Source organism: Dactylosporangium sp. NPDC049140 (assembly GCF_040648435.1).
Map to the genome: position 1 here is coordinate 143355 of NZ_JBEZDS010000021.1, position 25368 is coordinate 168722.

General features: G+C 69.4%; 22 protein-coding genes and 2 tRNA genes. 14 read left to right on the forward strand and 10 right to left on the reverse strand.

Going from position 1 to position 25368, the window contains the following annotated elements:
* Positions 1–633 precede the first annotated feature (633 nt).
* The 8 genes from AB0B76_RS30360 to AB0B76_RS30395 all read left to right on the forward strand — a co-directional run bounded on the left by AB0B76_RS30360 (position 634) and on the right by AB0B76_RS30395 (position 11145).
* A complete protein-coding gene (locus tag AB0B76_RS30360) occupies positions 634–1824 on the forward strand; it encodes an ROK family transcriptional regulator (protein WP_360381905.1) in 1191 nt (396 codons plus the stop codon).
* Positions 1821–3392: a sugar ABC transporter ATP-binding protein gene (locus AB0B76_RS30365; RefSeq protein WP_360381907.1), complete on the forward strand. Its 1572-nt coding sequence runs from the start codon at positions 1821–1823 to the stop codon at positions 3390–3392. The genes AB0B76_RS30360 and AB0B76_RS30365 overlap by 4 nt, the downstream gene beginning before the upstream one ends.
* Entirely contained in the window at positions 3389–4432 is a 1044-nt protein-coding gene (locus tag AB0B76_RS30370) for an ABC transporter permease (protein WP_360381909.1), read from the forward strand. The genes AB0B76_RS30365 and AB0B76_RS30370 overlap by 4 nt, the downstream gene beginning before the upstream one ends.
* 82 nt (positions 4433–4514) lie before the next feature.
* Positions 4515–5558, forward strand: coding sequence for a substrate-binding domain-containing protein (locus AB0B76_RS30375; RefSeq protein ID WP_360381911.1), 1044 nt, complete (start codon positions 4515–4517; stop codon positions 5556–5558).
* Positions 5559–5613: 55 nt separating this feature from the next.
* On the forward strand, positions 5614–6759 hold the full coding sequence (locus AB0B76_RS30380; protein WP_360381953.1) for a Gfo/Idh/MocA family oxidoreductase: 1146 nt from the start codon (positions 5614–5616) through the stop codon (positions 6757–6759).
* A 52-nt stretch (positions 6760–6811) separates the two neighbouring features.
* Positions 6812–7990: a xylose isomerase gene (gene xylA, locus AB0B76_RS30385; protein ID WP_360381913.1), complete on the forward strand. Its 1179-nt coding sequence runs from the start codon at positions 6812–6814 to the stop codon at positions 7988–7990.
* A 323-nt stretch (positions 7991–8313) separates the two neighbouring features.
* Complete coding sequence (locus AB0B76_RS30390) at positions 8314–9855, forward strand: ThuA domain-containing protein (RefSeq protein ID WP_360381915.1); 1542 nt, start codon at positions 8314–8316, stop codon at positions 9853–9855.
* Between the two features lie 282 nt (positions 9856–10137).
* Complete coding sequence (locus tag AB0B76_RS30395; RefSeq protein ID WP_360381917.1) at positions 10138–11145, forward strand: sugar phosphate isomerase/epimerase family protein; 1008 nt, start codon at positions 10138–10140, stop codon at positions 11143–11145.
* A 56-nt stretch (positions 11146–11201) separates the two neighbouring features.
* Here AB0B76_RS30395 and AB0B76_RS30400 read toward each other — a convergent pair whose 3' ends face one another.
* The gene (locus tag AB0B76_RS30400; protein ID WP_360381955.1) at positions 11202–11534 is read right to left on the reverse strand and encodes a hypothetical protein; all 333 of its coding nucleotides are present in this window, start codon (positions 11532–11534) and stop codon (positions 11202–11204) included.
* 205 nt (positions 11535–11739) lie between these two features.
* Here AB0B76_RS30400 and AB0B76_RS30405 point away from each other — a divergent pair.
* Both AB0B76_RS30405 and AB0B76_RS30410 read left to right on the forward strand, forming a co-directional pair.
* Positions 11740–11812, forward strand: a tRNA-Asn gene (locus AB0B76_RS30405).
* A 91-nt stretch (positions 11813–11903) separates the two neighbouring features.
* Positions 11904–11977: transfer RNA gene (locus tag AB0B76_RS30410), tRNA-Ile, on the forward strand.
* A 711-nt stretch (positions 11978–12688) separates the two neighbouring features.
* Here AB0B76_RS30410 and AB0B76_RS30415 read toward each other — a convergent pair.
* Positions 12689–13633, reverse strand: coding sequence for a hypothetical protein (locus AB0B76_RS30415; protein ID WP_360381919.1), 945 nt, complete (start codon positions 13631–13633; stop codon positions 12689–12691).
* A 402-nt stretch (positions 13634–14035) separates the two neighbouring features.
* Between AB0B76_RS30415 and AB0B76_RS30420 the strand changes: the two genes are divergently transcribed.
* Both AB0B76_RS30420 and AB0B76_RS30425 read left to right on the forward strand, forming a co-directional pair.
* A complete protein-coding gene (locus AB0B76_RS30420) occupies positions 14036–14344 on the forward strand; it encodes a hypothetical protein (RefSeq protein WP_360381921.1) in 309 nt (102 codons plus the stop codon).
* A gap of 383 nt (positions 14345–14727) precedes the next feature.
* On the forward strand, positions 14728–15513 hold the full coding sequence (locus AB0B76_RS30425) for a hypothetical protein (protein WP_360381923.1): 786 nt from the start codon (positions 14728–14730) through the stop codon (positions 15511–15513).
* A gap of 627 nt (positions 15514–16140) precedes the next feature.
* Here the strand turns inward: AB0B76_RS30425 and AB0B76_RS30430 are convergent.
* The 8 genes from AB0B76_RS30430 to AB0B76_RS30465 all read right to left on the reverse strand — a co-directional run bounded on the left by AB0B76_RS30430 (position 16141) and on the right by AB0B76_RS30465 (position 24522).
* The gene (locus AB0B76_RS30430) at positions 16141–16899 is read right to left on the reverse strand and encodes an SDR family oxidoreductase (RefSeq protein WP_360381925.1); all 759 of its coding nucleotides are present in this window, start codon (positions 16897–16899) and stop codon (positions 16141–16143) included.
* 406 nt (positions 16900–17305) lie between these two features.
* Positions 17306–18295 carry a hypothetical protein gene (locus AB0B76_RS30435; RefSeq protein ID WP_360381927.1) on the reverse strand — a complete coding sequence of 330 codons (990 nt, stop codon included), beginning with the start codon at positions 18293–18295 and terminating at the stop codon, positions 17306–17308.
* A gap of 554 nt (positions 18296–18849) precedes the next feature.
* A complete protein-coding gene (locus tag AB0B76_RS30440; protein ID WP_360381929.1) occupies positions 18850–19989 on the reverse strand; it encodes a hypothetical protein in 1140 nt (379 codons plus the stop codon).
* Positions 19986–20558 (reverse strand): sigma-70 family RNA polymerase sigma factor, encoded by a 573-nt coding sequence (locus AB0B76_RS30445; protein ID WP_360381931.1) that lies wholly within the window; start codon positions 20556–20558, stop codon positions 19986–19988. Before AB0B76_RS30445 ends, AB0B76_RS30440 begins: the two co-directional genes overlap by 4 nt.
* A gap of 386 nt (positions 20559–20944) precedes the next feature.
* Positions 20945–22027, reverse strand: coding sequence for an amidohydrolase family protein (locus AB0B76_RS30450; RefSeq protein ID WP_360381933.1), 1083 nt, complete (start codon positions 22025–22027; stop codon positions 20945–20947).
* Positions 22015–23289: a glutamine synthetase family protein gene (locus AB0B76_RS30455; RefSeq protein WP_360381935.1), complete on the reverse strand. Its 1275-nt coding sequence runs from the start codon at positions 23287–23289 to the stop codon at positions 22015–22017. Before AB0B76_RS30455 ends, AB0B76_RS30450 begins: the two co-directional genes overlap by 13 nt.
* Positions 23290–23668: 379 nt before the next feature.
* Positions 23669–24244, reverse strand: a complete 576-nt coding sequence (locus AB0B76_RS30460; protein WP_360381937.1) for a GNAT family protein — start codon at positions 24242–24244, stop codon at positions 23669–23671.
* Between the two features lie 41 nt (positions 24245–24285).
* Entirely contained in the window at positions 24286–24522 is a 237-nt protein-coding gene (locus tag AB0B76_RS30465) for a dihydrofolate reductase family protein (RefSeq protein WP_360381957.1), read from the reverse strand.
* Here AB0B76_RS30465 and AB0B76_RS30470 point away from each other — a divergent pair.
* Both AB0B76_RS30470 and AB0B76_RS30475 read left to right on the forward strand, forming a co-directional pair.
* Positions 24421–24966, forward strand: coding sequence for a hypothetical protein (locus AB0B76_RS30470; RefSeq protein ID WP_360381939.1), 546 nt, complete (start codon positions 24421–24423; stop codon positions 24964–24966). The genes AB0B76_RS30465 and AB0B76_RS30470 overlap by 102 nt on opposite strands.
* A complete protein-coding gene (locus AB0B76_RS30475; protein WP_360381941.1) occupies positions 24963–25253 on the forward strand; it encodes a ribbon-helix-helix domain-containing protein in 291 nt (96 codons plus the stop codon). The genes AB0B76_RS30470 and AB0B76_RS30475 overlap by 4 nt, the downstream gene beginning before the upstream one ends.
* Positions 25254–25368 lie beyond the last annotated feature (115 nt).

Below are 25368 nucleotides of genomic sequence, written 5' to 3' on the forward strand. Positions count from 1 at the left end.
GCCGCTGCTTTGGACGTGAGCGGCCGCCGTCTGTCCGGGCCGCTGCTTCCGACGTGACCCGTCCCTGCCTGGCTGGGCCGCTGCTTCCGACGTGACCCGTCCCTGCCTGGCTGGGCCGCTGCTTCCGAGGCGACCTGCCGTTGCCTGTCTGGGCCGCTGCTTCCGGCGTGACCTGGTGCCTGGGTCGGCTGCTCCCGGCATGACCGCCGGCGGTGGGCGGTGCGTATGAAACGCTCACCGGCCGGCGGTGGTCGGTGTGCCTGGAGCGCTCACCCGCCGCGGTGCTCGGTATGTATGGGAGCGCTCACTCGCCGTGGGCGGGCGCCGTGTCCCGAACGTTATGGTGCGCGATTCGCCCCGATTTCGACGATGGTGATGATCTCGCCATAGGTCGCCTGAGCTGGGGTGATGTTCTTATTTTTGGAACGGGCGAACTTCCGTTGGAATCAGCAAAAGTTTGGTAACGAGCGCCAGAAGGTCTAGACGGGGTTCTCGGCAGCGCCTAGAGTCTCGACGCAACACGGGTGTAACGCGGGCCACACAGGCCGGCAATCACCCCGGTTCCGGCGGTGTGGTGGTGTTGCCGCTAGTCGCGGTGCGCCAGGGGACTGCGACCTGACGAGGAGGTGCCCAATGAACACGGTCAGCGCCATCGACAACCCGGTTCAGTCGCGCCTGCTCCGGCTGTTGCGGGACACCGGGGCACTGTCGCGGGCCGAGCTGGCGGACCGTCTCGAGGTACCGCGGCCGCGCCTGCTGGCCGACCTCGACGCGCTCGTCGCCACCGGGCTCATCCGTGAGGCCGGGCCCGCGGCCAGCCGGGGCGGGCGGCGCTCGACGCTGGTGGAGCTCAACCCGGGGCTGCGCTTCGCCGCGGTCGACCTCGGGGCCAGCTCGATCGACGTCGAGATCACCGACGGGCGGCTGGAGCCCCTCGCCGCGTACGGGGAGCCGGCGGACATCCGCTCCGGACCCAAGGTCATTCTCCAGCGGGTCAACGAGATCCTGCACAAGTTCCGGGCCGAGGGCGCGTACGAGCGCCTGAACGCCATCGGGATCGGGGTGCCGGGGCCGGTCAGCTTCCGCGACGGCGTGCCCGTGTCGCCGCCGATCATGCCCGGCTGGGACCGGTTCCCGGTGCGGGAGGCGCTCGGGCGCGAGCACAACTGCCCGGTCGTCGTCGACAACGACGTCAACATCATGAGCATCGGCGAGCGCTACGGCGGCGTCGCGCACTCGGTCGACAACCTGCTGTTCCTCAAGGTCGGCACGGGGATCGGGTGCGGCATCTACCTCAACGGCGAGGTGTACCGGGGCACCGACGGCTGCGCCGGCGACATCGGCCACATCCAGGTCGACAGCCACGGGCCGGTGTGCTCGTGCGGCAACGTCGGCTGCCTGGAGGCCCTCTTCGGCGGCGGCGCGCTCGCGCGGGACGCCACGGCGGCGGCGCGCAGCGGTGCGTCGCCCGCGCTCGCGGACCGGCTCGCCGCGGGCGGCCCGGTGACCGCCAAGGACGTCGCCGACGGCGCGGCCGAGGGCGACGTCACCTGCATCCGGCTGATCCGCGACGGCGGACGGCGCGTCGGCGGGGTGCTCGCCGGCCTGGTCAGCTTCATCAACCCGTCGATGATCGTGATCGGCGGCGGCCTGGCCGGGCTCGGGCACATCCTGCTCGCCGAGATCCGCAGCGTGGTGTACCGGCGCTCGCTGCCCCTTGCGACCGGCAACCTGCCGGTCGTCCTGTCCGAGCTCGGCCCCCGCGCCGGCGTAGTCGGCGCCGCGGTGCTGGCCAGCGAACTCGCATATGGACGGCCATCATGACAGATCCCCCGGCACCCGACCGCGAAGAAGTCCTCCGCCTCACCGACGTCGTCAAGACCTTCCCCGGCGTGCGCGCGCTCGACGGCGTGCAGCTGGAGGTCCGGGCGGGCGAGGTGCACTGCCTGCTCGGGCAGAACGGCGCCGGCAAGTCCACCCTGATCAAGGTGCTCGCCGGCGTGCACGCCCCGGACTCCGGGGAGGTCCGGTGGCTGGGCGAGCCCGCCTCCTTCGGCAGCCCGCAGGCCGCCATGAAGGCCGGCATCGCCACCATCTACCAGGAGCTCGACCTCGTCGACGGGCTCAGCGTCGCCGAGAACATGTACCTCGGCCACGAGCCCGGCACCGCCGGCTTCGTCGGGCGCCGCACGATGCGCCGCGGCGCGGCCGCGATCCTGGCCCGCCTCGGCCACCCGGAGATCCCGGTCGCCCGGGAGGTCGGCAAGCTGCCCGCCGCCGCCAAGCAGATCGTGAGCATGGGCCGGGCGCTGTCGCGGGAGGCGCGGCTGCTCATCATGGACGAGCCGAGCGCCGTGCTCGCCCACGACGAGGTCCAGAACCTCTTCCGGATCGTGCGCGGGCTCACCGACCAGGGCATCGCGGTCATCTACATCTCGCACCGCCTCGACGAGATCCGCGAGATCGGCGACCGGGTCACGGTGCTCAAGGACGGGCGCACCACCGCCGCGAACCTCGACGCCAAGACGACGCCGAACCGCGAGCTGGTGAGCCGGATGACGGGGCGCACCATCGAGTACGTCTTCCCCGAGCGGCCGGCCCCGAAGACGGGCAGCCCCCTGCTGCTGCGGGTCGACGGGCTGACGCTGCCGGGCCGGTTCGCGGACGTGTCCCTGCGTGTCCACAGCGGAGAGATCGTGGGCATCACGGGCCTCGTCGGCTCGGGCCGTTCCGAGGTCCTCGAGTCCATCTACGGGGCGCGCCGGCCTTCCACCGGTACCGTCGAAATGCTTGGAAAAAAGGTTCGCAAGGGCAGCGTCAACGCGGCCGTGCGGGCCGGCATCGGCATGGCGCCCGAGGAGCGCAAGAGCCAGGCGCTGCTGCTGGGCGAGCCGATCTACCGCAACGTCACCCTCGCCGGCTTCGCCCGCTACGCCCGCGGCGGCTTCACCGACGCCGGCCGCGAGCGCGCCGTCGCCGAGGACGTCACCCGCCGCCTCGACCTGCGCCCGGCCGACGTGCGCCGCCCGGTGCGGACGCTCTCCGGCGGCAACCAGCAGAAGGTCGTCGTCGGGCGGTGGCTGCTCGGCGGCACGAAGCTGCTGCTGCTCGACGAGCCGACCCGCGGCGTCGACGTGGGCGCGCGGGCCGAGCTGTACCAGGTCATCCGCCGCCTCGCCGACGAGGGCGTCGGCGTGCTGCTCGTCTCCAGTGAGGTGCCCGAGGTGCTCGGCCTCGCCGACCGCGTGCTCGTCATGCGGGAGGGCCGGCTCGTGCGCGAGGCGCCCGCCGGCGAGCTCGACGAAGACACCGTGCTCGACCTGGTCATGGCCGGGTCGCTGCTCGACGGAGCCGATCTGACGAGCATGAGCCCTGAAGGGACCGCCGTATGAGCACCGCCACTGAACCGGTGGACGTCCATGACGCGCCCCGCGTGACCGCGCAGGGCTGGTGGCAGCGCGAGAGCGCGGACCACGCCAAGCGCAACCTGGCCCTGATCGGCGTGCTGCTCCTGCTGCTGGTCATCGGCGCGATCACCAAGCCCGAGATCTACCTCGACGCCGAGCGTCTGTGGAACAACGAGCTGACGGTACTCACCCAGGCCTCCAGCATCGGGGTGCTGACCATCGGCATGACCTTCGTGATGATCAGCGGCGGCATCGACCTGTCCGTCGGGGCGCTGCTGGCCCTGGCCAGCGTCTGGTGCACCACGGTCGCCACGCAGAGCTACGGCACCTTCTCCATGCTCTTCGCCGCGGTCGCGGTCGGCGCGGTGGCGGGCCTCATCAACGGCGGCCTGATCGCGTACGGCCGGCTGGTGCCCTTCATCGCGACGCTCGCGATGATGCTGTCGGCCCGCGGCCTCGCCCAGAGCATCTCCGGCTCGCAGACCCAGATCAACCACGACGCGTTCATCAACGGCTTCGCCACCAACAAGCTCCTCGGCGTGCCGGTCGTGGCCATCATGTTCCTGGTCGTGGTGGTGCTGGGCTGGGTGCTGCTGAACCGGACCACGTTCGGCCGGCGGACCATCGCCATCGGCGGCAACGCCGAGGCCGCCCGGCTCGCCGGCATCAACGTGCGGCTGCACACAGTCCTGCTGTACGTCCTGTCGGGCGTCTGCTGCGGCATCGCGGCCCTCATCGTGGTCTCGCAGACCACCTCCGGCAGCAACACCCACGGCGACCTGTACGAGCTCGACGCGATCGCCGCCGCCATCATCGGCGGCACCGCGCTGACCGGGGGCCGCGGCACCGTCGTCGGCTCGCTGCTCGGCGTGCTCATCTTCACGCAGATCACCAACCTGTTCGTGATCAACAATCTGCAGACCGACGCCCAGCGCATCATCAAGGGCGGCATCATCGTCGTCGCCGTGCTCATCCAGGCGTTCCCGGTCATCTCGCTCTGGCGCCGCCGAAAAGCCACTTCCTGACGCTTCCTTCCCCACAGCTGCCGTCCACGCCGGGACGACAGCGCGGATCCGCACACCCAAAACACCCCAATTGGAGGTCGCGATGAGCGACATGTCCCGCCGCCGACTGATGTTCGGCGGGGCTGCCCTCGGCGCCGGTGCGCTGCTGGCCGCCTGCACGTCGAACGACACCAAGGACAGCCAGCCGCAGACCAACACCAAGGAGGGCAACGCCGCCAGCGAGGCCCCCGGCAAGGCCGTCACCATCGGCTTCTCCGCCCCGGCGGCCGACCACGGCTGGATCGGCGCCATCACCGCCAACGCCAAGGCGCAGGCGGCGAAGTTCTCCGACGTCACGCTGAAGGCGGTCGACGCCGGCAAGGACGCCCCCGCCCAGATCGCCGCGCTGGAGACCCTGATCGCCAGCAAGCCGGACGCGATCGTGCTGCTGCCGCAGGACGGCGCCCAGCTCACCGCGATCGGCAAGAAGGCCATGGACGCGGGCATCATCGTCATCAACCTCGACCGCGAGTTCTCCGACTCGGCCGCGTCGTTCTGCCTCATCAAGGGCGACAACTACGGCATGGGCGTCGCCGCCGGGCACTACGTCGGCGAGAAGCTCAAGGGCAAGACCGACGCGGTCATCGGCGAGATCCCCGGCATCGACGAGCTGCAGCTGACCAAGGACCGCTCGAAGGGCTTCGCCGACACGCTCAAGACCTACGGGCTCACCGTCAAGCACCGCGTCGCGGCCGGCTTCACGGTGCAGACCGGCCAGTCCGCCGCGGCGAACCTGCTGCAGGCCGCGCCGAAGCTCGACGCGGTGTGGAACCACGACGACGACCAGGGCGTCGGCGTGCTCGCCGCGATCCAGCAGGCCGGGCGCAAGGAGTTCTTCATGGTCGGCGGCGCGGGCTCCCGCGACGCGATGGACCACATCAAGGCCGGCGACACCGTGCTCACCTCGACGGTCACGTACCCGCCGTCGATGGCCTCGTCGGCGATCATCCTGGCCCGCCTCGCGGCCCAGGGCAAGGGCATGGGCGACCTGGTCGAGCTGCAGGTGCCGAAGCTGATCGTGCTGCAGTCCGAGACGATCACCAAGGACAACGTCGACAAGTACCTGCCGCTCGGCTTCAAGTCCTGAACGACCGCACTTCAGAAAGGAACCGCCAGTGTCCAGTCAGGAGCTGCGCGTCGGCATGGTCGGGTACGCCTTCATGGGGGCCGCCCACTCGCAGGCGTGGCGCACCGTGAACCGGGTCTTCGACCTGCCGGCGCGGGCGAGCATGGTCGCCGTCTGCGGTCGCGACGCGGCCCGGGTGGCCGAGGCTGCGGCCCGGCTCGGCTGGGCCGAGGCGGTGACCGACTGGCGCGAGCTGATCGCCCGGGACGACATCGACGTCATCGACGTGTGTACCCCGGGCGACAGCCACGCCGAGATCGCCATCGCCGCGCTCGAGGCGGGCAAGCACGTGCTCTGCGAGAAGCCGCTGGCCAACACCGTCGACGAGGCCCGGGCGATGGTCGCGGCCGCGGCCAAGGCCCGGGCGGCCGGGGTGCGCTCGGCCTGCGGGTTCAACTACCGCCGCGTGCCGGCGGTGAGCCTCATGCGCAACATGGTCGCCGCGGGCCGGCTCGGCGCGATCCGCCACGTCCGCGCCGTCTACCTGCAGGACTGGATCGTCGATCCGAGCTTCCCGCTGGTGTGGCGGCTGCAGAAGGAGAAGGCCGGCTCGGGCGCGCTCGGCGACATCGGCGCGCACATCATCGACCTGACCCAGTTCGTCACCGGGCAGCGCATCACCGGCGTGTCCGGGCTGACGGAGACGTTCATCAAGGAGCGGCCGCTGCCCTCGTCCTCGACCGGGCTCTCGGCGTCGGCAACTTCGGGGCCGGCGGCCACGGGCGAGGTCACCGTGGACGACGCCGCCTTGTTCATCGCGCGGCTCGACGGGGGAGCGGTGGCGACGTACGAGGCGACGCGGTTCGCGACGGGGCGCAAGAACGGGCTGCGGGTGGAGGTCAACGGGGAGCACGGCTCGCTGGCCTTCGACCTCGAGCGGCTCAACGAGCTCGAGTTCTTCGACGCCACCCGGCCCGCGGCCGAGCAGGGCTGGTCGCGCATCCTGGTGACGGAGGGCGAGCACCCGTACCTCGGCGCCTGGTGGCCGCCGGGGCACATCATCGGGTACGAACACTCCTTCACCCACGAAATGCGCGACTTCATCGAGGCGGTCGCGACGGGCGCCGACCCGACGCCGTCGTTCGAGGACGCGCTGCAGGTGCAGTTGGTGCTCGACGCGGTGGCGCGCTCCGACTCGTCGTGGATCAGCGTGGCGTCATGAGCGACCCGTACGCCCCCACACCCGCGGACCGGTTCCCGGTCGGGCGGGCGTCATGAGCGACCCGTTCGCTCCGACTCCGGCCGACCGGTTCTCGTTCGGGCTTTGGACCGTGGGCTGGCAGGCTCAGGACGTCTTCGGCTCGGCCTCCCGACCGGCGCTCGACCCGGTCGAGACCGTGCACCGGCTGGCGGAGCTGGGGGCGTACGGCGTCAGCTTCCACGACGACGACCTGATCCCGTTCGGCAGCGACGAGACCGTGCGGGACAAGCTCGTGGCGCGCTTCCGCGTGGCGCTGGACGACACCGGGCTCGTGGTCTCGATGGCGACCACGAACCTCTTCGGCCACCCGGTCTTCAAGGACGGCGCGTTCACCGCCAACGACCGCGCCGTCCGCCGGTACGCGCTGCAGAAGGTGCTGCGCAACATCGACCTCGCGGCCGAGCTGGGCGCGCCCACCTACGTGCTGTGGGGCGGCCGCGAGGGCGCGGAGTCCGGGGCCGGCAAGCAGATGCGGGCCGCCCTGGACCGGTACCGCGAGGCCATCAACGCCATCTGCGCCTACATCCGCGAGCGCGGGTACGACATCCGCCTGGCCATCGAGCCCAAGCCCAACGAGCCGCGCGGCGACATCCTGCTGCCCACGATCGGCCACGCGCTCGCGCTCATCTCGACGCTCGACGAGCCGTCCCGGGTCGGGCTCAACCCCGAGGTCGGCCACGAGGAGATGGCCGGGCTGAACTTCGCGCACGGCATCGCGCAGGCGCTGTGGCACGGCAAGCTGTTCCACATCGACCTCAACGGCCAGCACGGGCCCCGGTTCGACCAGGACCTGCGCTTCGGGGCGGGCAACCTGCGCGGCGCGTTCTGGACGGTGGACGTGCTGGAGAACAGCTCCGGCTACCCGACCGCCTACGCCGGCCCGCGCCACTTCGACTACAAGCCCCCGCGCACCGAGGACGCCGACGGCGTCTGGGTCACCGCGGCGGCCTGCATGCGCAACTACCTGATCCTGCGCGAGAAGGTCCGCGCGTTCCGCGACGACCCGGAGGTGTCGGCCGCGCTGGCCGGCGCGCGCGTCGACGAGCTGTCGGTGCCGACGCTGCTGCCGGGCGAGTCCGTGGCGCAGCTGCGGGCCGAGGAGATCGACATCGACGCCGTGGCCGCGCGCGGGATGGCGTTCGAGCGCCTCGACCAGCTGGCGATGGAGCATCTGCTGGGGATTCGGGGCTGAGTCTGCTTCGCCGGGCCCGGTGGCGAGGGACCGCCCGCGGTTGCGCCCCGCGGGCGGGGGTACCTGGCCCGGTGGAGAGCAGGACCGGAGCGCCGGTGCGGTGCCCTTAGCCGGGCACCGCGCCGGGCCCCGGGGAACAAGTACGACCGGTGCGGATGCCCTCACTCGGGTGACGCGCCGGGCTCGGAGACGAGGTACGACCGGAGCGACGGTGCGGCGCCAGCCAGGCGACGTGTCGGGCCCGGACAACTTCACACACAACACGACATGACAGCGCGGCGGCGCGCGCACATCCGGCAACGACGCGATCGTGAGGAACTGTCATGACCATCCGCTCGTGGCTCGCCGCCGCTACGGCCAGCCTCATCGCCGTGTTGAGCGTGTTGCTCGCCGTCCCCGCCAGGGCGGCCGACGCGCCGTACAAGGTGCTGGTCTTCTCCAAGACGGCCGGCTTCCGCCACTCGTCCATCCCCAACGGCATCGCCGCCGTGCAGGCCCTGGGCGCCGCCAACAACTTCACCGTGACCGCCACCGAGGACGCCGGCGCGTTCACCGCGAGCAACCTCACGCAGTTCCAGACTGTCGTTTTCCTGTCGACCACCGGCGATGTGCTCAACGACGCGCAGCAGACGGCGTTCGAGGCGTACATCCGCGGGGGCGGCGGGTACGTCGGCGTGCACGCGGCGGCCGACACCGAGTACTCGTGGCCGTTCTACGGCACCCTGGTCGGGGCCTGGTTCTCGTCGCACCCGGCGATCCAGGCGGCGACGGTGAACGTCGAGGACCGCGCGCACCCGGCGACCGCGCATCTGAGCGCGACATGGACACGAACGGACGAGTGGTACAACTACCAGACGAACCCGCGCGCGAGTGCGCATGTCCTCGCCTCGCTCAACGAGTCGTCGTACTCGGGCGGCACCATGAACGGCGACCACCCGATCACGTGGTGCAAGACGATCGACAGCGGGCGCTCGTTCTACACGGGCTTCGGTCACACCGAGGAGAGCTACACGGACTCGGCGTTCGTCGCGTTGCTGTTCGGCGCGATCCGGTACACCGCCAAGCGGGTCGACGGCGACTGCTCGGTTGCGTCCACCCCGCCGTCCACGGCCGTGCAGGGCGAGTCGTTCACGTCGACCAGCGGTGTGCAGATTGCGACGCACACTCCTGCAGCCGGAGGCAAGACGGCCGGTTTCATCGACAACGGCGACTGGGCCGCGTACAACGGCGTGGCGCTCTCCTCGGCCAAGGGCATCACCGTGCGTGTCGCCTCGGCCGGCGCCGGCGGCACGATCGAGGTCCGGGCGGGCTCGTCGACCGGCACGCTGCTCGGGACCGTGACCGTGCCCGGCACGGGCGGCTGGGAGTCGTACCGCGACGTGTTCGCGACGTTGTCCAGTTCGACGTCCACATCTGTCGCTCTGGTGTTCAAAGGCACCGGCGGCTCGCTGTTCGACGTCGACCAGTTCACGATCGCGCGCACCGCGCTCACCCGGCAGGGTGAGGGCTGGACGTCCACGAGCGGCATGCAGACGGCCGCGCACGCGGGCGCCACGGGTGGGCAGACGGCCGGCTTCATCGACAACAACGACTGGGCCGCGTACGGCGGCGTGTCGCTGAGCGCGGTCGCCGGGGTGCGCGTGCGCTGGTCGTCGGCGGGGGCCGGCGGCACGATCGAGTTCCGCGCGGGCTCGCCGACCGGGGCGCTGCTGGGGACGCTGCCGGTGACGAACACGGGCGGGTGGGACACGTTCCGGGAGGCCGCGGTCCCGCTGTCGGCGTCGACGGCCCAGGTGCTGTACCTCGTGTGCCACGGCGGCACGGGCTCGCTGTTCGACATCGACGAGTACACCCTCATCGGCTGACATTCGTCGGCCGTCGCTGGCGGGGGAGGGGCCGAGACGCCGACCGGCCTCTCCTTCGGGACCCGCCCGCCCGGACAGTGCTCCGCGCGCGGCCCTCCGGTTCGGTGACGCCGACTCCGGACCGGTTCGCCGTCGCGGCGTCCGGGCGGGCGGGCAACCTCTTTTGCTTTGCTGCCAGGTCTTTTAGGATTGGCTCGTGGGGGCGCAACCCACTGTTTGTTTACGTCGTAGATTTCGCAGGTATCCCTCGCGCCTGAACCTTCATTCCGGAAGGACAGCACTATGGCGCGTCCAATCACGCTCTTCACCGGTCAGTGGGCCGACCTGCCGTTCGAGGAGGTCTGCCGCCTGGCGTCCGAATGGGGCTACGACGGCCTCGAGATCGCCTGCTGGGGCGATCATTTCGAGGTCGACAAGGCCCTGGCCGACGAGTCCTACGTGGACCGGAAGCGCGAGACGCTGGCGAAGTACAACCTGAAGGTCTGGGCGATCTCCAACCACCTGGTGGGCCAGGCCGTCTGTGACCACCCGATCGACCAGCGGCACCAGGGCATCCTGCCGGCGCGCATCTGGGGCGACGGCTCGCCCGAGGGCGTACGGCAGCGGGCCGCCGAGGAGATCAAGGACACCGCGCGGGCCGCGCGCAAGCTCGGGGTCGACGTGGTCGTCGGCTTCACCGGCTCGTCCATCTGGCACACGCTGGCCATGTTCCCGCCGGTACCCCCGGAGATGATCGAGGCCGGCTACCAGGACTTCGCCGATCGCTGGAACCCGATCCTCGACGTCTTCGACGAGGTGGGGGTCAAGTTCGCGCACGAGGTGCACCCCAGCGAGATCGCGTACGACTACTGGACCGCCAAGCGCACCCTCGAGGCGATCGGCCACCGGCCCGCGTTCGGCCTCAACTGGGACCCGTCGCACTTCGTGTGGCAGGAGCTCGACCCGGTGAACTTCATCTTCGACTTCGCCGACCGCATCTACCACGTGGACTGCAAGGACGCGAAGGTGCGCACCGGCGACGGGCGCCGCGGCCGGCTCGCGTCGCACCTGCCCTGGGCCGACATGCGCCGCGGCTGGGACTTCGTCTCGACCGGCCATGGCGACGTGCCCTGGGAGGACTGCTTCCGGGCGTTGAACGCGATCGGGTACAGCGGCCCGATTTCGATCGAATGGGAGGATGCCGGCATGGACCGCCTGGTCGGCGCCCCCGAGGCGCTGCAGTTCGTCCGCGGCCTGGCGTTCGACGCGCCCGCGGCCGCCTTCGACGCGGCCTTCTCGTCGTCCTCCTGACGCCAATGGCCGGCTCGGGTGCTCCCGGGCCGGCCATTGCACGATCGGGTGTACCGCTAGTAGCTGGTCCCCGTCGACGGCGTCGTCGGTGTCCCGGTGGTCGCCAGATCCCGCTCGATCGCGGGGTTCGGCGACGTGTGCAGCAGACGCTGTCCGACCTCAGTGTCGGCGAAGCGGCTGTTGGCCAGCTTGTCGGTCACCTTGGTCTTGCTGTCACTGTAGAGCCGCGTAGCCTGCTCCTGGACGACCCCGGCGGCTTCCTGCACCGTCGGGCTCTCCTTGATCTTCAGAGCAGTGGCCTTGAGCTCCTCATACTTCTCCCGACCAGCCCGGGCGCCGAGCACAAAGCCCGCGGCCAGTCCGCCGAGGAACAGTAGCTTGCCGCGCATAGCGACGACCTCCTTCTGACGGCGCGGGATCATCGTTGCCAGGTGCGCGCCGCCTGTGTTGACATACCCGCCCATCGTCGTCCCGACACATGGATCTTGCCCCGGTTTACCGATCTCAGGCACCCGAACGGATACCCGGTGGCGAAGACCCCCGAGTCGTGCTGTACTCTTTCCCGGTCGCCCTCGAACAGAGGGGGATGCACGATCCCGCGTAGCTCAATTGGCAGAGCAGCCGGCTGTTAACCGGCAGGTTATAGGTTCGAGTCCTATCGCGGGAGCCCTTCAGGCCTCTTCGGAGGCCCTTTTTCATGTCGGTGCCCGTTTCCGGGCGGCATTGCACTTGCGCGGCTCGGTAAGCTTGCGACGCTCGGGGCGGTAGCTCAGCAGGTTAGAGCTGGGGACTCATAATCCCTTGGTCGCGGGTTCGAGTCCCGCCCGCCCCACTGGCCCGCCCTCCGTGGGGGAGGCTTCGCCTCCACCCACACCCCCTCACGATCTACGGCGGGCCCGACCAGCCGCGGAAAGTGGCCGCTCACGGGTGCGACGATCGTCCACCGGCAGCGGGCGGTCATCGGGCACCCGGCTCGTCTCCCGCTCTCCACTGTTGCTCGGCTCACGCCCGGAAGTCAGGCGGCCAGCGGCTCCTACCCGATCGTGTCGAAGCGCAGCTCGATACAGATGCGCTCGATGGTCTTGTCCCGGCGCCCTATTGGCGAAGTAATTACCTTTTGCGACACCTTCACCCGTTCGCCGGTTGTCGATCGTTGAGCGTGCCTGCCTCGAGCGCGGCGAGACAGCGGCCGGCGTCACGTCGGCAGCGGGAAGATGGTCGGCCCGTGCGTCGAGGCGCCCAGCAGTCCACCGGAATGAGGTTCTGGTCTTGGCCCGCCGCATTGACTTCTTCGACGATCCCTCCGCCCCTGCGGTGAACAGCCTCGTGCCGTCCGCGAACGCGGTCGTGGTCAACGACGCGGGCGAGCTGTTGTTGATCCATCGCACCGACAACGACAACTGGTCGGCGCCGGCGGGGCGTGGAGCCGGGCGAGTCGATGACGGACTGCGCGGTGCGGGAGACGTTCGAGAAAACCCGGGATCCACGTCGAGGTCGTTGGCCTGGTCGGCGTGTTGTGCATACGACTGGTCGGCTTCAGAGCCTAGATCCTGTCGTAGTGCGGCAAAGCCAGCGGGCTCCCGTATTGGTTGGATGCGTTGATCGCTTCCGCGAGCAACTGAATGCAACGTGCGTGGGAGTCACTACTGTTGTAGTAGGGTGTGAGTGATCTAAGGTCCGTCAAGTCAGGAATCTCGGAAGGCACCGATATTCCGACGCGGGCCAGGAGTAGATCCAGTTCTGCATTTAGTACGCCGGGGTCGACCAAGGTCGCCTTCAGGAGGCTTGCAATATCGCGTATTAAGAGGCCCTTCGACGAGAGTCCGGCCGGCCGATCGTCATTCAGCTCGATGAAGCCGGATGCGACTAAGATGTCGAATTTGTTTGCCGTAGTTGTTCTGGCGGAACCTAGTGTTGACGCAAGATTCGAGACTAGAGGGGTCGCCCCCTCATGTATTGCCTCAAGAATTGCCAGATTCATGCCAGGAATGTTCGCAAATCGTTGGAATCTAACTAGATCATCGGCGTTCGCATTGCCAAAGACGTTACGTAGCAGCAGGTCGTCGGAGATCCGTCTCTCGAGATACCTGACCATGTGCGTATGGTCCTCGATGTTGCCTGCTCGAAAGTCCGAAGGTATCGGTATCATGCGTAGCATGATCGCTGGGTTGGTTCGAATTCGCCGGATGTGCTGTAGCGCTTCGTCGATGGCGCGGCGTGCCCGGAGGGTGTCGGGGAAGAGATAGATTCCGAGAGTTCGGTGGCTCGAGTTGGCCTGGAGTGAAATCATGTCTTTCAAAACGCCCTCATTGTGTCCCCACAGCGTCTGGCCAACCACGACCCGTTCGTGGGTTTGAGTTATGTTGCAGGCGAAGTCATACATCGACCTGTCTGATTCGCGGAATCCATACAGTCGCGAGTGGGACAAGCGTTCGACGATGTTCACGAAGATCTCGGATATTGCCGTATGCTCATCTGAGGCTGCCATTCGACCGATGTTAACAGTGGGACAGCGACAACAGTGTTCGCATCTGTTGGGGTTGCCTACCCGTGAGGTGACTTGCGGCATGCTTCGAGCCGAGTGGTCCGTTCGGGACCCGCTTGATCATTTTCGTGACCGCGGCAGAGGACCGGTCAGTGATGGACCCGAGAGCATGATCGTCCGGTTCGCATGGTGCATCGTCCGCCCCACTGTGTTGCCTTGCCGATAGGGAAGGCTTCGCCTCCACCCACCACCCCTCACGATCTATGCCAGCAGCGCTGGGCCGCGCGAGGCTGGGCAGTTCGGGTCGATCGGCGTTCGACGACTCTCAGCTCGACTTAGGCGCCGTATGGCGTGGCTTAGCTCGCCCCAGATGGCCTCCAGGGGCGCCGGGGCAATGATCTCGTCTTGGTGGGCCTTGGGGCGATCGCACCATTTGTTGAGCTTTTCACCCTTTTGTCGTTTGCCGAATCGTCGTGCCCGCTCGACGCCCATGAGGCAGCGGGCGAAGCGGGCTTCTTGACGTTCATCCCGGCCTTTGACCACGTCGAGCTCCGCTCGGAGGTCCTGAGCTTCGTGATGGCGCGTGGATGGGCTGGGTCGTTGCCGATCGTTTCGTGCGATGTTAGGGCCAATGCCCTGGCGGTGCTGTGGGAACCGAAGCTCGTTGACGATTCCGTGGCCGAGGTCCGCGGTGGTCACCAGTTTCGAAACTGAGCCGGCTGAGGTCGAGTTCGAGTCGTCTCGTCCTTGCAATTCCCGGAACGACTCGGGTGCGCGGCCGACTGGGGTTGATCAGTATCCCCGCGTACGTTGTGCGAGCAGGCGGTGGTGCGGCGAGCTGCCGCCAGGTCAGGCTGTGTGTCTGGTTGGCGTAGACCCGCGCTGCTCGACGTGAGGCTCGATCCTCTGCCTGTGGATGCGCCGACCATCGGACGGTGCGACCGCCTGGACCGCGAGCACGATCACACTGGCCTCCTTCGGTAGTGAGGTGCGATTGGGGGCGACGCGTCGGTGCCGCCCAGCGGTGATGAAAGGTTTACCTGGGCCAGGCCGCTGCTTGGCGAGCGCTACACCGGCGTTGATCGTGACGAGCGGGTTTGATCGAGGTGCGTACGATCGCCTATGTGCGCCCACGGGTGTCCTTCTCTGTCATCGGCGGGCTGCTGTTCGCTGGCTCGTGCCTGTCGCTGGTGAGCGGTTGGACTTCCGCGACGTCATCATGGCAAATCTTCGTGGCCATGGTCGGCAGCTCCGTGACCTTGATGAGCGGCTTGCTCACGGTGCCTTGGCCTGGCAGTGCGCGTCATGCCAGGTCACGGATTCGGCGACATGCGGCGCCGACTCGTACCGGTATGGTCCTGCCGTTCGGGGTAACTGCCATCGTCCTGGCTTCTTTCGTTTCCGTGATCGTCTGGGTTAATCAAATTGAGTTGGTTCGCCAATCTGGAACCGAGCCGGACAAGCTCGCCGCCGGTGAGTTTCGGCAGTCCTCCCATCCTTGGCCTCTTTGGCGGCTCAGCGGCGAACGCCGTGCGTTCGTCGCGGTATACGGCTTGGCCCGAGCCGGTGACTTGTCCCAGCCGCGTTGGTTGTCGGCGACGGTAGAAGTACGAGCCACTTCGTGCGTCAGTGTTGTGCGATGGACCATCGCGATTGAACCCAACGTAGCAAGCCACGGGCTCAGCGTAGGGGCCGGCGAACTTGAAGTGCGTCCCGACCAGATGTGGCGCCGCTCGACGGAGACGAAGACCGTGTTCCGGATCTTTCCCGTGGCCGACTTCGAAGTCGGCAGCTCTGTCAGCGTCACCGGGTCGCTGACAGCCCGCAGTCAGACTTGCAGCGTCACGGTTCGTGTATACGGCGTTGCGCTGTCGGACAGGTAGCTCCAAGCGCACGCCCATTCGCTCCGCCATGGTTGGCAAGGGCACGTCGTCCACCGACGGTCACTGCTGGATGACGTTGATGGGCAAGACGATGCTTGCCACAAAGATCCAGCGGTTCCCACGGTGCATCGTCCGCCTCACGGGTGGGTGAAACCTGCTCGCGGAAAGCGCGAGCCCGGGCACCCGTGGGATGTCTGCTCCGGGGGCCGAGCCCCCGGACTGGTTCTTGAACAACGACACCAGCGCTCTTGTTGCGGGCGCCGAGCCCGCGGCCGAGCCGATGGTGCAGGTGGACGAGCAGGAGATGCCGGTGATTCGGCCGGCCACGCTCCGGTTGCCGCCATCGATGCTTGAGTGGCTCGAACAGGCCGCCGGCCGTGATCGCGAGGGCAAAGTCGGGCATCGTGCGGCGAGCGCTCCAGGAATATCGCGAACGCCATCGCGGACACGCGACGTGATGCCTTCTGCCGGGTCAACGGCGCGAACCTCTATGTGAGCCGGTCAGGCATCCGTCGAGGGCCCGCCACAGATCCTGATGGAGCGCTTCGCATGGTGCATCGTGCGCTAGATCCACCGGTCCGGCTGGCTCAGGACGGTACGGCACTGTGTGCGCAGGACGGCGGGGCGTCAGTACATGGCCATTCCGCCGTTGACCGCGGCCGTGGTGCCGGTCATGAAGGCGTTCTCCTCGCTGGCGTAGAAGGCGACCGCTTGGGCGACGTCGTCCGGGTGTGCCAGGCGGCCGAGTGGGGTGGCGGCCACCTGCCGCTGCTTGTGCGCCTCGTCGAGCGCATGCGCCAACGTACGGGTGTCCTCCACCGGCCCGGGCTCCACGATGTTGACCGTGATGCCCCGCGGGCCCAGTTCCTGGGCGAGGTACCGGGCGAACTGCGCCAGTGCGGCCTTGGACGTGCCCAATGCGATCATGCCCTCCCGGGGCCGGCGGCTCAGGCCGGTGCCGAGAAAGATGATGCGTCCCCAGCCCCGTTCGGTCATGGCCGGCAGGACGGCCTTGGTGACCGCGAACGCCGCACGCATCTCCTGGTCGAGCTTGCCGCCCAGTTCTTCCCAGGTCATGTCCCGGAACGGCTTGATGACGAATGGTGTGAGCGCGTTGTGCACGAGCACGTCGATGCCGCCCCAGGCCGCCTGGACCTGCTCGATCACGCGCTCGACCGCCGCCGCCTCGCGCACGTCGGCCTGCACGGCCAAGGCATGGCCGCCGGCGGCCTCGATGCCGGTCACGACCTCCTCGGCCGCCGTGCCACTACGGACGTAGTTGACCACTACGCGCATCCCTCGCGCGGCCAGCAGGCGCGCGGTGGCCGCACCGATTCCTCTGCTGGCCCCTGTCACCAGCGCCACCCTGCCGGTTGCCCCGGTCATGGGCCCACCTCCTGCTCATCATCGCGGCGGCCGGCCTGACCGGCCGGACTTGTTCATCGTCGCTGCCGGGTGTGCTGAGTGGTTCGCCCGCAGAGCACGGTATCGACGGTCGCTGGGCACTGCCGGACCCGGACACGCGAGCCGAACTCGGCGTCGATTTCCCGGTGTGTACCGCGGGCAGCATGCCGATGATCATCGGCGGATTGCGTCTACAGGTAGAGCGATGCCTGGCGCAAAGATCCACCGGTTCGCATGGTGCATCGTCCGCTCCACCGGTCCGCTCACCTGCACGTTCGTGCTGAGCGGGTGATGCATTGCGCGAACCAGCCGCCGGCCGCGCCTGGAGTACCGGGCGCGATCCGGTAGTGACGGTGCAAGCGGAGGAGAGGTTCACAAGGCGGCCGGCTTACCGACCGGCGGGTGGGTCGACCCAGGCTTGATCCGGATCGACGTAGGGGAACTGCGCGGTTGGCGCCGTGTGGACGCCGGGCGTGCCGTGCACGTCGGGTCTACCCGTTTGTCTCGGCACGTCGTAGGCCGCGATCTGGGTGGGCATGTACGGGTGTGCGGGCTCGCCGTACTGCCGAGGTTCGTCCCATTCGGTCGGGGGACGCTGAGATTGGCGCCGCCACACCAGCGTCCCGATCACGCCCATCCCGCCGAGCAACAGCAGTGCGCCGATCGTGTACGCCAGCCAGCTCAATGAGCCGCCGCCTGATGAGCCGGCACCGGTCGCCGGTGATTGGTCGATCGGAGCCGCACCGCCGGCCGATGCCGGGGTATCGCCGACCGGTGACGGAGTCAGCGTCGAAGCCGGTTGAGTCTGGATGGGCTGTCCCGCCGCCACGATCGAGGACTGGTACGGGCCGGCCGAACTGGCGCCCGTGCGGTCCCGCCTGGGCTGCACCTGTATTGACAGCGTCATTGCAGTGCTCGTCAGCTTCTTGCTGAACGACAGCTGGTAGGTGATGCTCGCTCCACCGCCGGGCGGCAGCGCGAGCGCCCCGAGGTCGATCTGTTCGGTTGCCGTGACGGCACCGCTGCGCACACCGCGCTGGGTGAACGTGCCCACGTCGTGCGGTCCGCCGGACGTGCGCTGGCGCTGCAGGTCCACCAGATCACCGACGAGGCCATTCGCCTGCAGCAGGAATGACACCTCGACGTAGCGGAGGGCCTCCTGGGATTGGTTGACCAGGCGCACGGTGAAGGGCGTTGGGTCGCCTCCGGCGGGGAATTGTGCGGGCAGGTTGTCGATGTTCACCTGACAGCATCCTTCGCCCTCGGCGAATCCCGGCGACGCCATGGTGAGGACCGTGCCCGGCACGGCAACGAGCACCGCGATGAGCAGGCCGAACCGGGCCATCACGATGCTGCGATTGAACCGTTTACGCCGCATATGCCCAATCCTTGCCGACGCGCGCCGACGCCCGCCATCGGCAACCGGCCACGCTACGTCGATCCGCGTTGCCGGGCAATCCGAGATGCCCTGGGCAGAGCCGGCCGGGGGCCGGCATGCAAGCCACCTTGCCGACCCCGCGATGGGCCGCAGGATGGCATGTGTGATGCGGCTGCCGTCGCTCAGGGCGACGACGTCCAGCGCGAGGATGTCGTACAGGCTCTGCAGGTCGGCGATGGCGCCCGGCGGCGGCGCGGCTGGCGCCGTGGCGAGGTCGGCTTCAAGCTGGGTATGCCGCGGGTCTGGAGACCGGCGAGCCGCTGGCGGAGCGCGGATGCGGGGTAGTAGCGGCTCAAGCGCTGGGCGAGCCGCTGGATGTGACCCGCGACGTGGGTTCCGGGCGCGGGTCCGCCGCACTCTCACAAGAGGCTCGGCAGCCGAGAGCAAAACGACGGTTCGGGCCGCCTGGGGAAGCGGCCCGAACCGTCACCGATCGCCGAGCACCAGCGTTACCCCCGTCTGCGAGTAACGCTGGTGGGCGGGAAGTCGCCGGCCTAGAGGTCGGCCGTCGTCACACGGGAGGACTCGTACGTCGTGGAGGCCTGGGGAAGGCCCGGCACGGTGGACACGTCCTTGACCAGCATGCCGGTCTCGGCGTCGATGGTCAGCACCTCGCCGCCCTGGCCGCCGAACACCTCGGGGCCGGCGGTGATCGTCAGCGTGGCCTTGCCGTTGGTGGTCGAGTCCTTGACGCTGACCGCGGAGATGGTGGACAACAGACGCAGAACACCTGCCCGGACCTGCGTGTTGCCGTCGCCGGCGGACAGCGCTTCGGTGCTGTACGTCCACAGGGCGTTGTCGAAGTGCTGCTGGACGGCCTGAGGGCTGTACGGCTTCGGCGCGGCGTTGCCGCCCTTCTGCTTAATGATCGCCTGGGCGGCCGCCTGTTCCTTGTCCCACTCCGCCTGCTGCGCCGTGGGGTTGAGGCCGACCAGCGGGTCCTTGGCCGCTTTGAGCATCTGGGTCCGGCCGTCGGCCGGGCTGCTGTCCGCCGCGGAGACGGCCGCCCGGAGGAGCGGAGCGTAGCCGCCGGCCTTCATCTGGTCCTGGTGGCTGGTGATAGCACGCTTGATATCCTTCACGCTGTTGCCCGTGTAGATCTCGCGACCGTCGGTGTACAGCGTGTAGACGACCTGCATGGTCTCGGTGCCGTGGACCTGGGTCGCCTTCACCAGCCACGCGTCGCCGGTCGATGAGGTCATCGTCTTGATGTTCCCGGCCAGAGTCAGCAGCGGCGCACGCTCGCCGGACCCCTCGACGGTGGCCGATCCTACGGCGGCCGACGAATCCTTACCAGCCACCGCGCTCCCGGTCGCCGACGAGTTGAGTGCCAGAGCGACGACCGCCGCTGCGGCGGCAACCCCTACCCCGGCGCCGATGCCGAACCGGCCCGCGATGCCGATCCCCCGGCGGCGCTGAATCGCCGGGCTCGACTCGTGGTCCCGCGTGGTCGTCGTTTCCATGGTGGAATTCGTCTCCATAGTTGTGTCCTCCGCTGATATCGCGCCCAGCAATCGCACGGTTCCGGGGTCGGCCATCGCTGCCCGCAGCACCGCCCGCGCCCGCTGATACGCCTCCGGGCGCAGTGGTTCTGCGCTGCCCAACTCACCGACCAGATCCAGCTCGTCGGTCATCGGTGTCTCTCCTTCGCGCTGTTGCGATCCTTCAGAAGCGCGGACACCCCCGGTGCGTCGCGTAATGCCGTCCTGGCCTGGCTCAGCAGCCGCCGGGCGGTGCCGGCCGGCATACCGAGCGCCCGCGCGGCGTCGGCTGCCGTCAGGTCCTCCCATGCGACGAGCCTCAGGACCTCCCGCTCTTCGGGTTTGAGCCGCATCAGGGCCGACCGGAGTACGGCCCGGGCGTCCACGGCGAGGTCGACCGCCGACCACGGATCCCAGCCGGTAGCCAGTTCCGTCACGTCCGCGACCAATTCCTCGGCCGGCCGGGACCGCCAGTAGCGACGCAACCGGTTCAGCGCCACCCCGTACAGCCACGGCCGCGCGTCGTCGTACGACCGGTCGTACGACGCCCGCGACTCGAACGCCGCCACCCAGACCTCGCCCAGCAGGTCCTCGGCCGCATCGCGCCCCGCCCGACGAGCGAGGTACGAGCCGACCGCGACCTCATGACGCTCGACCACCTCCACGAAGGCGTCGACGTCGCCATCGAGCGACCGGCCTATCAGATCCGCATCCGATGCCATGGGCCTCCTCGGCAAACTCCGCGCTTCCAACCTGACATTGCCAATCGGTCGGCAAAGCGTTCAGGCTCGCGGGACGGAGCGGCCCGTGCGCGTGGTCCCCGGCTGGTCATTCGGTGGGCCGGGCCGGCTCGGGTCTCCATTCGTGCGGTGCAGTTGTCCCGCTGGTTTGGTGGGGTTGGGACATGAGGCGGCGGACATGTCGCTCAGATATGCCGATGTCGGCGGCGATGTCTAACGTTGTCCGCAGGAGCCCCACGGTGCGCTCACCCCGGCGTTCATGCTGAGCGGACGATGCGGTGCGCGAACCGGCAACCTGTCGGCCGGTGTCGTCCGGGTTGGCGATCGGCAATGTGCGCCGCACGTCGGAGACTTGGGTGTCGAATGCATCAGAGCGCGTAGACCCGGCGGGCGGTGCCGGCGCACACCCGCTCGGCGAGCCGTGCCGCGTCTGCCGAACTGATCGCGTCGTCGGCCCGCCAGGCGTCCAGCATGCGGCGCAGGCTGTGGCGGAACTGCGCGGCGCCGATGAGGTACAGCTCGGGCAGCAGGTACGCGTCGGTGGAGAAAAGCACCTTGCCGAACGGGGCGAGCTCGAAGAACTCGGCCAGCACGGCGTCGGCGCGCACGCCGAGGTGTCCTACGGTCAGGCCGACGTCGAGGTACACGTGCGGATAGACCTGTGCCAGCCAGCCGGCCTGGCGATGGTACGGGTAGCAGTGCAACAACACGACCGGCACGCCGACGGCGCCGAGGAACGGCTGGAGGAGTGCGGGATCGGCGGCCGGCAGCGCCAGGTCGCGGTCGCCGAAGCCGGTGTGCACCTGCAGCGGCAGTCCCGTGTCGGCGCCGGCCCACAGCACGTGGCGCAGCAGCACGGGGTCGGTGAGCCGGCCACCGCCCCCGCGCAGCCAGTCGCCGGCCGCCCGGCGTACCTCGGCCGCGGCCGGGCGCTCGGCGGGCACGGCCAGCCCGGCGCGGTACGCGATGATCGATTTTACCGCGACCGCGCGGGCCGTCCGGCGTTCGAGGGCCTCGGCGAGCGCGGCGGCGAACCCGGACGCCTCGACGCCCGTGGATGCCAGGTGCTCGGCCACCGCCTCGAGCCGTACGACCTCGCGAACCGCGGCACCGGCGAGACTGCCGAGCGTCGCGGCGTCGAGCAGGTCCGGGCCGGCCAGGCCCGTGTCGACCAGCAACGTCGCGAGGCCCGCCGATCGCAGCAGGGTCTGCGTCGCGTCGCGCCAGCCGAGGGCCGAACGGCGGGCGAGGTAGTCGCCGATCTCCGTGTGTCTGGGCAGCCCGAGCGCGGGCGCGCACCAGCGCCGGACGGCCAGGCCGACCTGACTGTCCAAATAGGATGCTCCGGCCGGCGCGGGCAGATGCGCCTCGGTACAGGCCAGCTCGAATGCCTCCGCGTCGAGGTCCCCCGCGACGACGGTATGGCAATGGGCGTCGATCAGTACCGCCACCGGCCGGCCTCCGCGATCGCCGCCGGATCGGCATTGCGGAACAGCTCGGCCTCGGCGCGCCGTACCGCGCAGAACGCCTCGAGCAACGGTTCGCCGAGGGCCTCCGGCAGCAGATCATCGCGGCGCAGGGCCTCGACCGCCTCTTCGACGCCACGCGGCAGCCGGGGTGGTCGCTCGGCATCGGGCAGCAGGGCCGGGTCGACGAGGACCTCGGGCGGCAGCCGCCGCTCACCGTCCGCGATCCCGGCCACAACCGCGGCCACCGCACCGACCAGCAGATACGGGTTCGCCGCGCCGTCGCAGCACTTGAGCTCGGCGTTGGCGGCAGTGTCCCGCTCGCCGGCGCTGCCGGTCACCAGGCGCAGGGCGGCCTCGCGGTTCTCGCGGCCCCAGCACCGGTACGGCGCCGCCCAATGCTGCGGTACCAGACGCAGGTAGCTCGCCACGCTCGGCGCGCCGATCGCGGTCAGTGCGGAGAGCCGGTCGAGCAGCCCGGCCAGGATCGTCTCACCCCGTGCCGTGAGCCCGTACGGCCCGTCGCCACCGCTGAACAGGTTGCGGCCGTGCGACCAGGCGGACAGATGCAGGTGCTGGCCGTTGCCGACCTGCCCGGCGACCACGACCGGAGCGAACGAGACCCGATGGCCGAACGACTGGGACACGGCGCGGATCGTCTGCCGGACGAGCACGTGCCGGTCGGCCGCCGCCACCGGGTCGTCCGCGCCGACGGAGATCTCCAGCTGTCCCGGCGCGTACTCCGGGTGGAACTGCTCGACCGGCACGTCTTGCGCGTCCAGCGCCGCCAGCAGACTGTCTACGTAGGACGAGAGTTCGACGACGCGGTTCATGCCGTACGCCGGGCCCTGGCACGCCGGCGAGGCGTCGTCGGTGCCGACGAACCACTCGACCTCGAACGCCATCCGCAGGTCGACGCCGCGCTTCCGGGCGTGCTCGGCGCTGGTACGGGCGAAGGTCCGCTGGCAGCCGGGGTGCGGCGCGCCCTCCTGGGTCAGCCGGTCGGCGGGCGCCCAGGCCCAGCCGGGTTGGGCGGCGAGCACGGTGAACCGGTCCAGGTCGGGGTACAGCCGCAGGTCACCGACCGGGCCACCGATGTGGCGGCTGGTGGTGATCGAGTCGTCGAGCAGGAACACGTCGAAGACCGGTGACACGCCGACGCCCCACGCCGCCGCATGTCCGAACCGGCCGATCGGGACCGTCTTCACGCGCGTCACGCCCGCGTTGTCGACGAAGGTCAGTGCCACTGCCCGTACCCCTCGGGCGGCCGATTCGTCGGCGAGCTGGCGCGCTCGGGCGCTGCGCTCTTCACGTTCCACCCCTTGATTGTCCTCCGTCGGCCCGACTGTTGGCGGCTACTCCCGGACGCCCGCCTCTCGTGCGGCCCGGCGCCGCAGCGTGGCCGCGGCCGGTAGGACCGTGCTGAGCAGGGCCAGCGCCGTGGCCACGGCCGTGATGGTGAGCAGGGTGCGGAGGTCGCCCCCGACCAGGGCGTCCGGGGCCCGGCCAGGTACCGCGACAGGCGTCGCCGGCCCGCAGAGAAACTCACGCTACGACGGTAGAGAAACGGAGATCGAGTTCACCAGGACACAGACACCGGTCTTCGACCTGTACCTGGCACCACGGTCACGGTCCCGGACGCCGCGCCGACATGTTCACCGCGTCCACCCACCGGTCGTCGAAGCGCAACGCCTCGCGCGTGATGCCGTCGACCGTGAAACCGGCCCTCTCGTACACATGCTGGGCCCGCGGGTTGAAGACGTACACCTGAAGCGAGATCCGGCGCAGGCCCAGCGCGGTGAATCCGTGGTCGAGCACGAGCCGCGTCGCTTCGGTACCGAGGCCGCGATCGCGCCCCCGGGGACCGATGAGGATGCGGAAGCCGCAGCTGGCATCGGCCGGGGTCCACTCGTTGAGGACGACCTCGCCGACGCACCGGCCGGTGGCGTTGTCGACCACGGCGAGGTCCAGCCGATCGGTCTGGTCGTTGCGGGAGCTGTACCACCGCCGCAGCGCCTCGTCGACGACCGGCCGCCGGCCGGCCGCCTCGGCCGTGGAGTGGACCGAGCCGGTCAACCGGAGCACCTCCGGGTCGGCGATGGCCTCCGCCATGGCGTCGTGGTCCTCGTCGCGGAAGGGGCGCAGGGTTGTGAGCTCGCCGAGCAGCGTGGGCTTGGTCGCGAACGGGGAGGTCTCGGGCACGGGGGAAGCATGGTGGCCGCCGTGCGCGAGCGCCACCGGTTTCAGGCCGGCCCGTACGTCAGGTGCGCTACGCCCGTCGGGAAGGTTTCCGACGCGATGAGCTGCAGCGGCACCCGGCCGTCCGCGCCGTCGAAGAGGCGCTTGCCGCCGCCCAGGACGATCGGGCAGATCATGAGGTGCAGCTCGTCGACCAGGCCGGCCAGGACCAGGGACCGGACCAGCGTGGCGCTGCCCGTGATCGTGATGTTGCGGCCCGGCTGCTGTTTCAGGGTGGTCAGGGCGGTCGCGGCGTCCCCTTCGAGCAGGGTCGCGCCGGACCATTCGTGTTCTCCTTCGGATCGATCGTCTTCTGCTGGTGCGTCGAGCGGCGCGGGTCCATTTCGACAGCGCGGGCGCGTGGCTTCGCCGTATTACCGGTATTACGATGGGGCATGGCCGAAGTCCTGTGGCGGATGCCGCAGCCCGGTGAGCGCCCCGAGGCGATCCTGCAGGAGAGCCTGACCGTCGCGGACGTCGCCGAGGCGCTGGAGCGGCCGGGCGAGCTGACGCTGCGGGTCAGGCTCGACGAGCTGATCCTCGCCGTTGTCGCTCCCGCCGGACCGGGCCTCGCCGCCCTGTTGCTGCGGCGCGGCGATGACTCGTTCATCTGGGTGGTCCTGCGGGCCCGGCTGGCCGAGGCCGGCGAGATCGTGCAGTGGAACCAGCGGAACGGAGCGCAATGATGGCAGTGCCGGACTTCAAGGCCATGACCCGCGAGGAGATCGCCGACTGGTTCATGACCAACGACGTGAGCGAGCTGATCGCGTCGGGCGAGCGGGTCGGCAGCGGCCACTTCGTCCAGGTCGAGGCCGACGGTACGCCGGTGGAGAAGGTGGTCACGGTCAAGATGCCCGGCGACATGGTCGCGAAGCTCGACCAGGCCGCGGGGCGGGACCGGGCGGGCCGGTCGGGCATCATCCGCCAGGCGGTCGCCGAGTGGCTGGAGCGGCACTCGGCGACCGCGGTGTGACAACACGGCCCGGGGCCGTTACGCGGCGTCGATGGCCGCGGTGATCTTGCGGATCATGTCGGTGACGGCGGGGGTGGGCTGGGTGTTGTGGGTGGCCGACTCCAGGGCGGTGAGG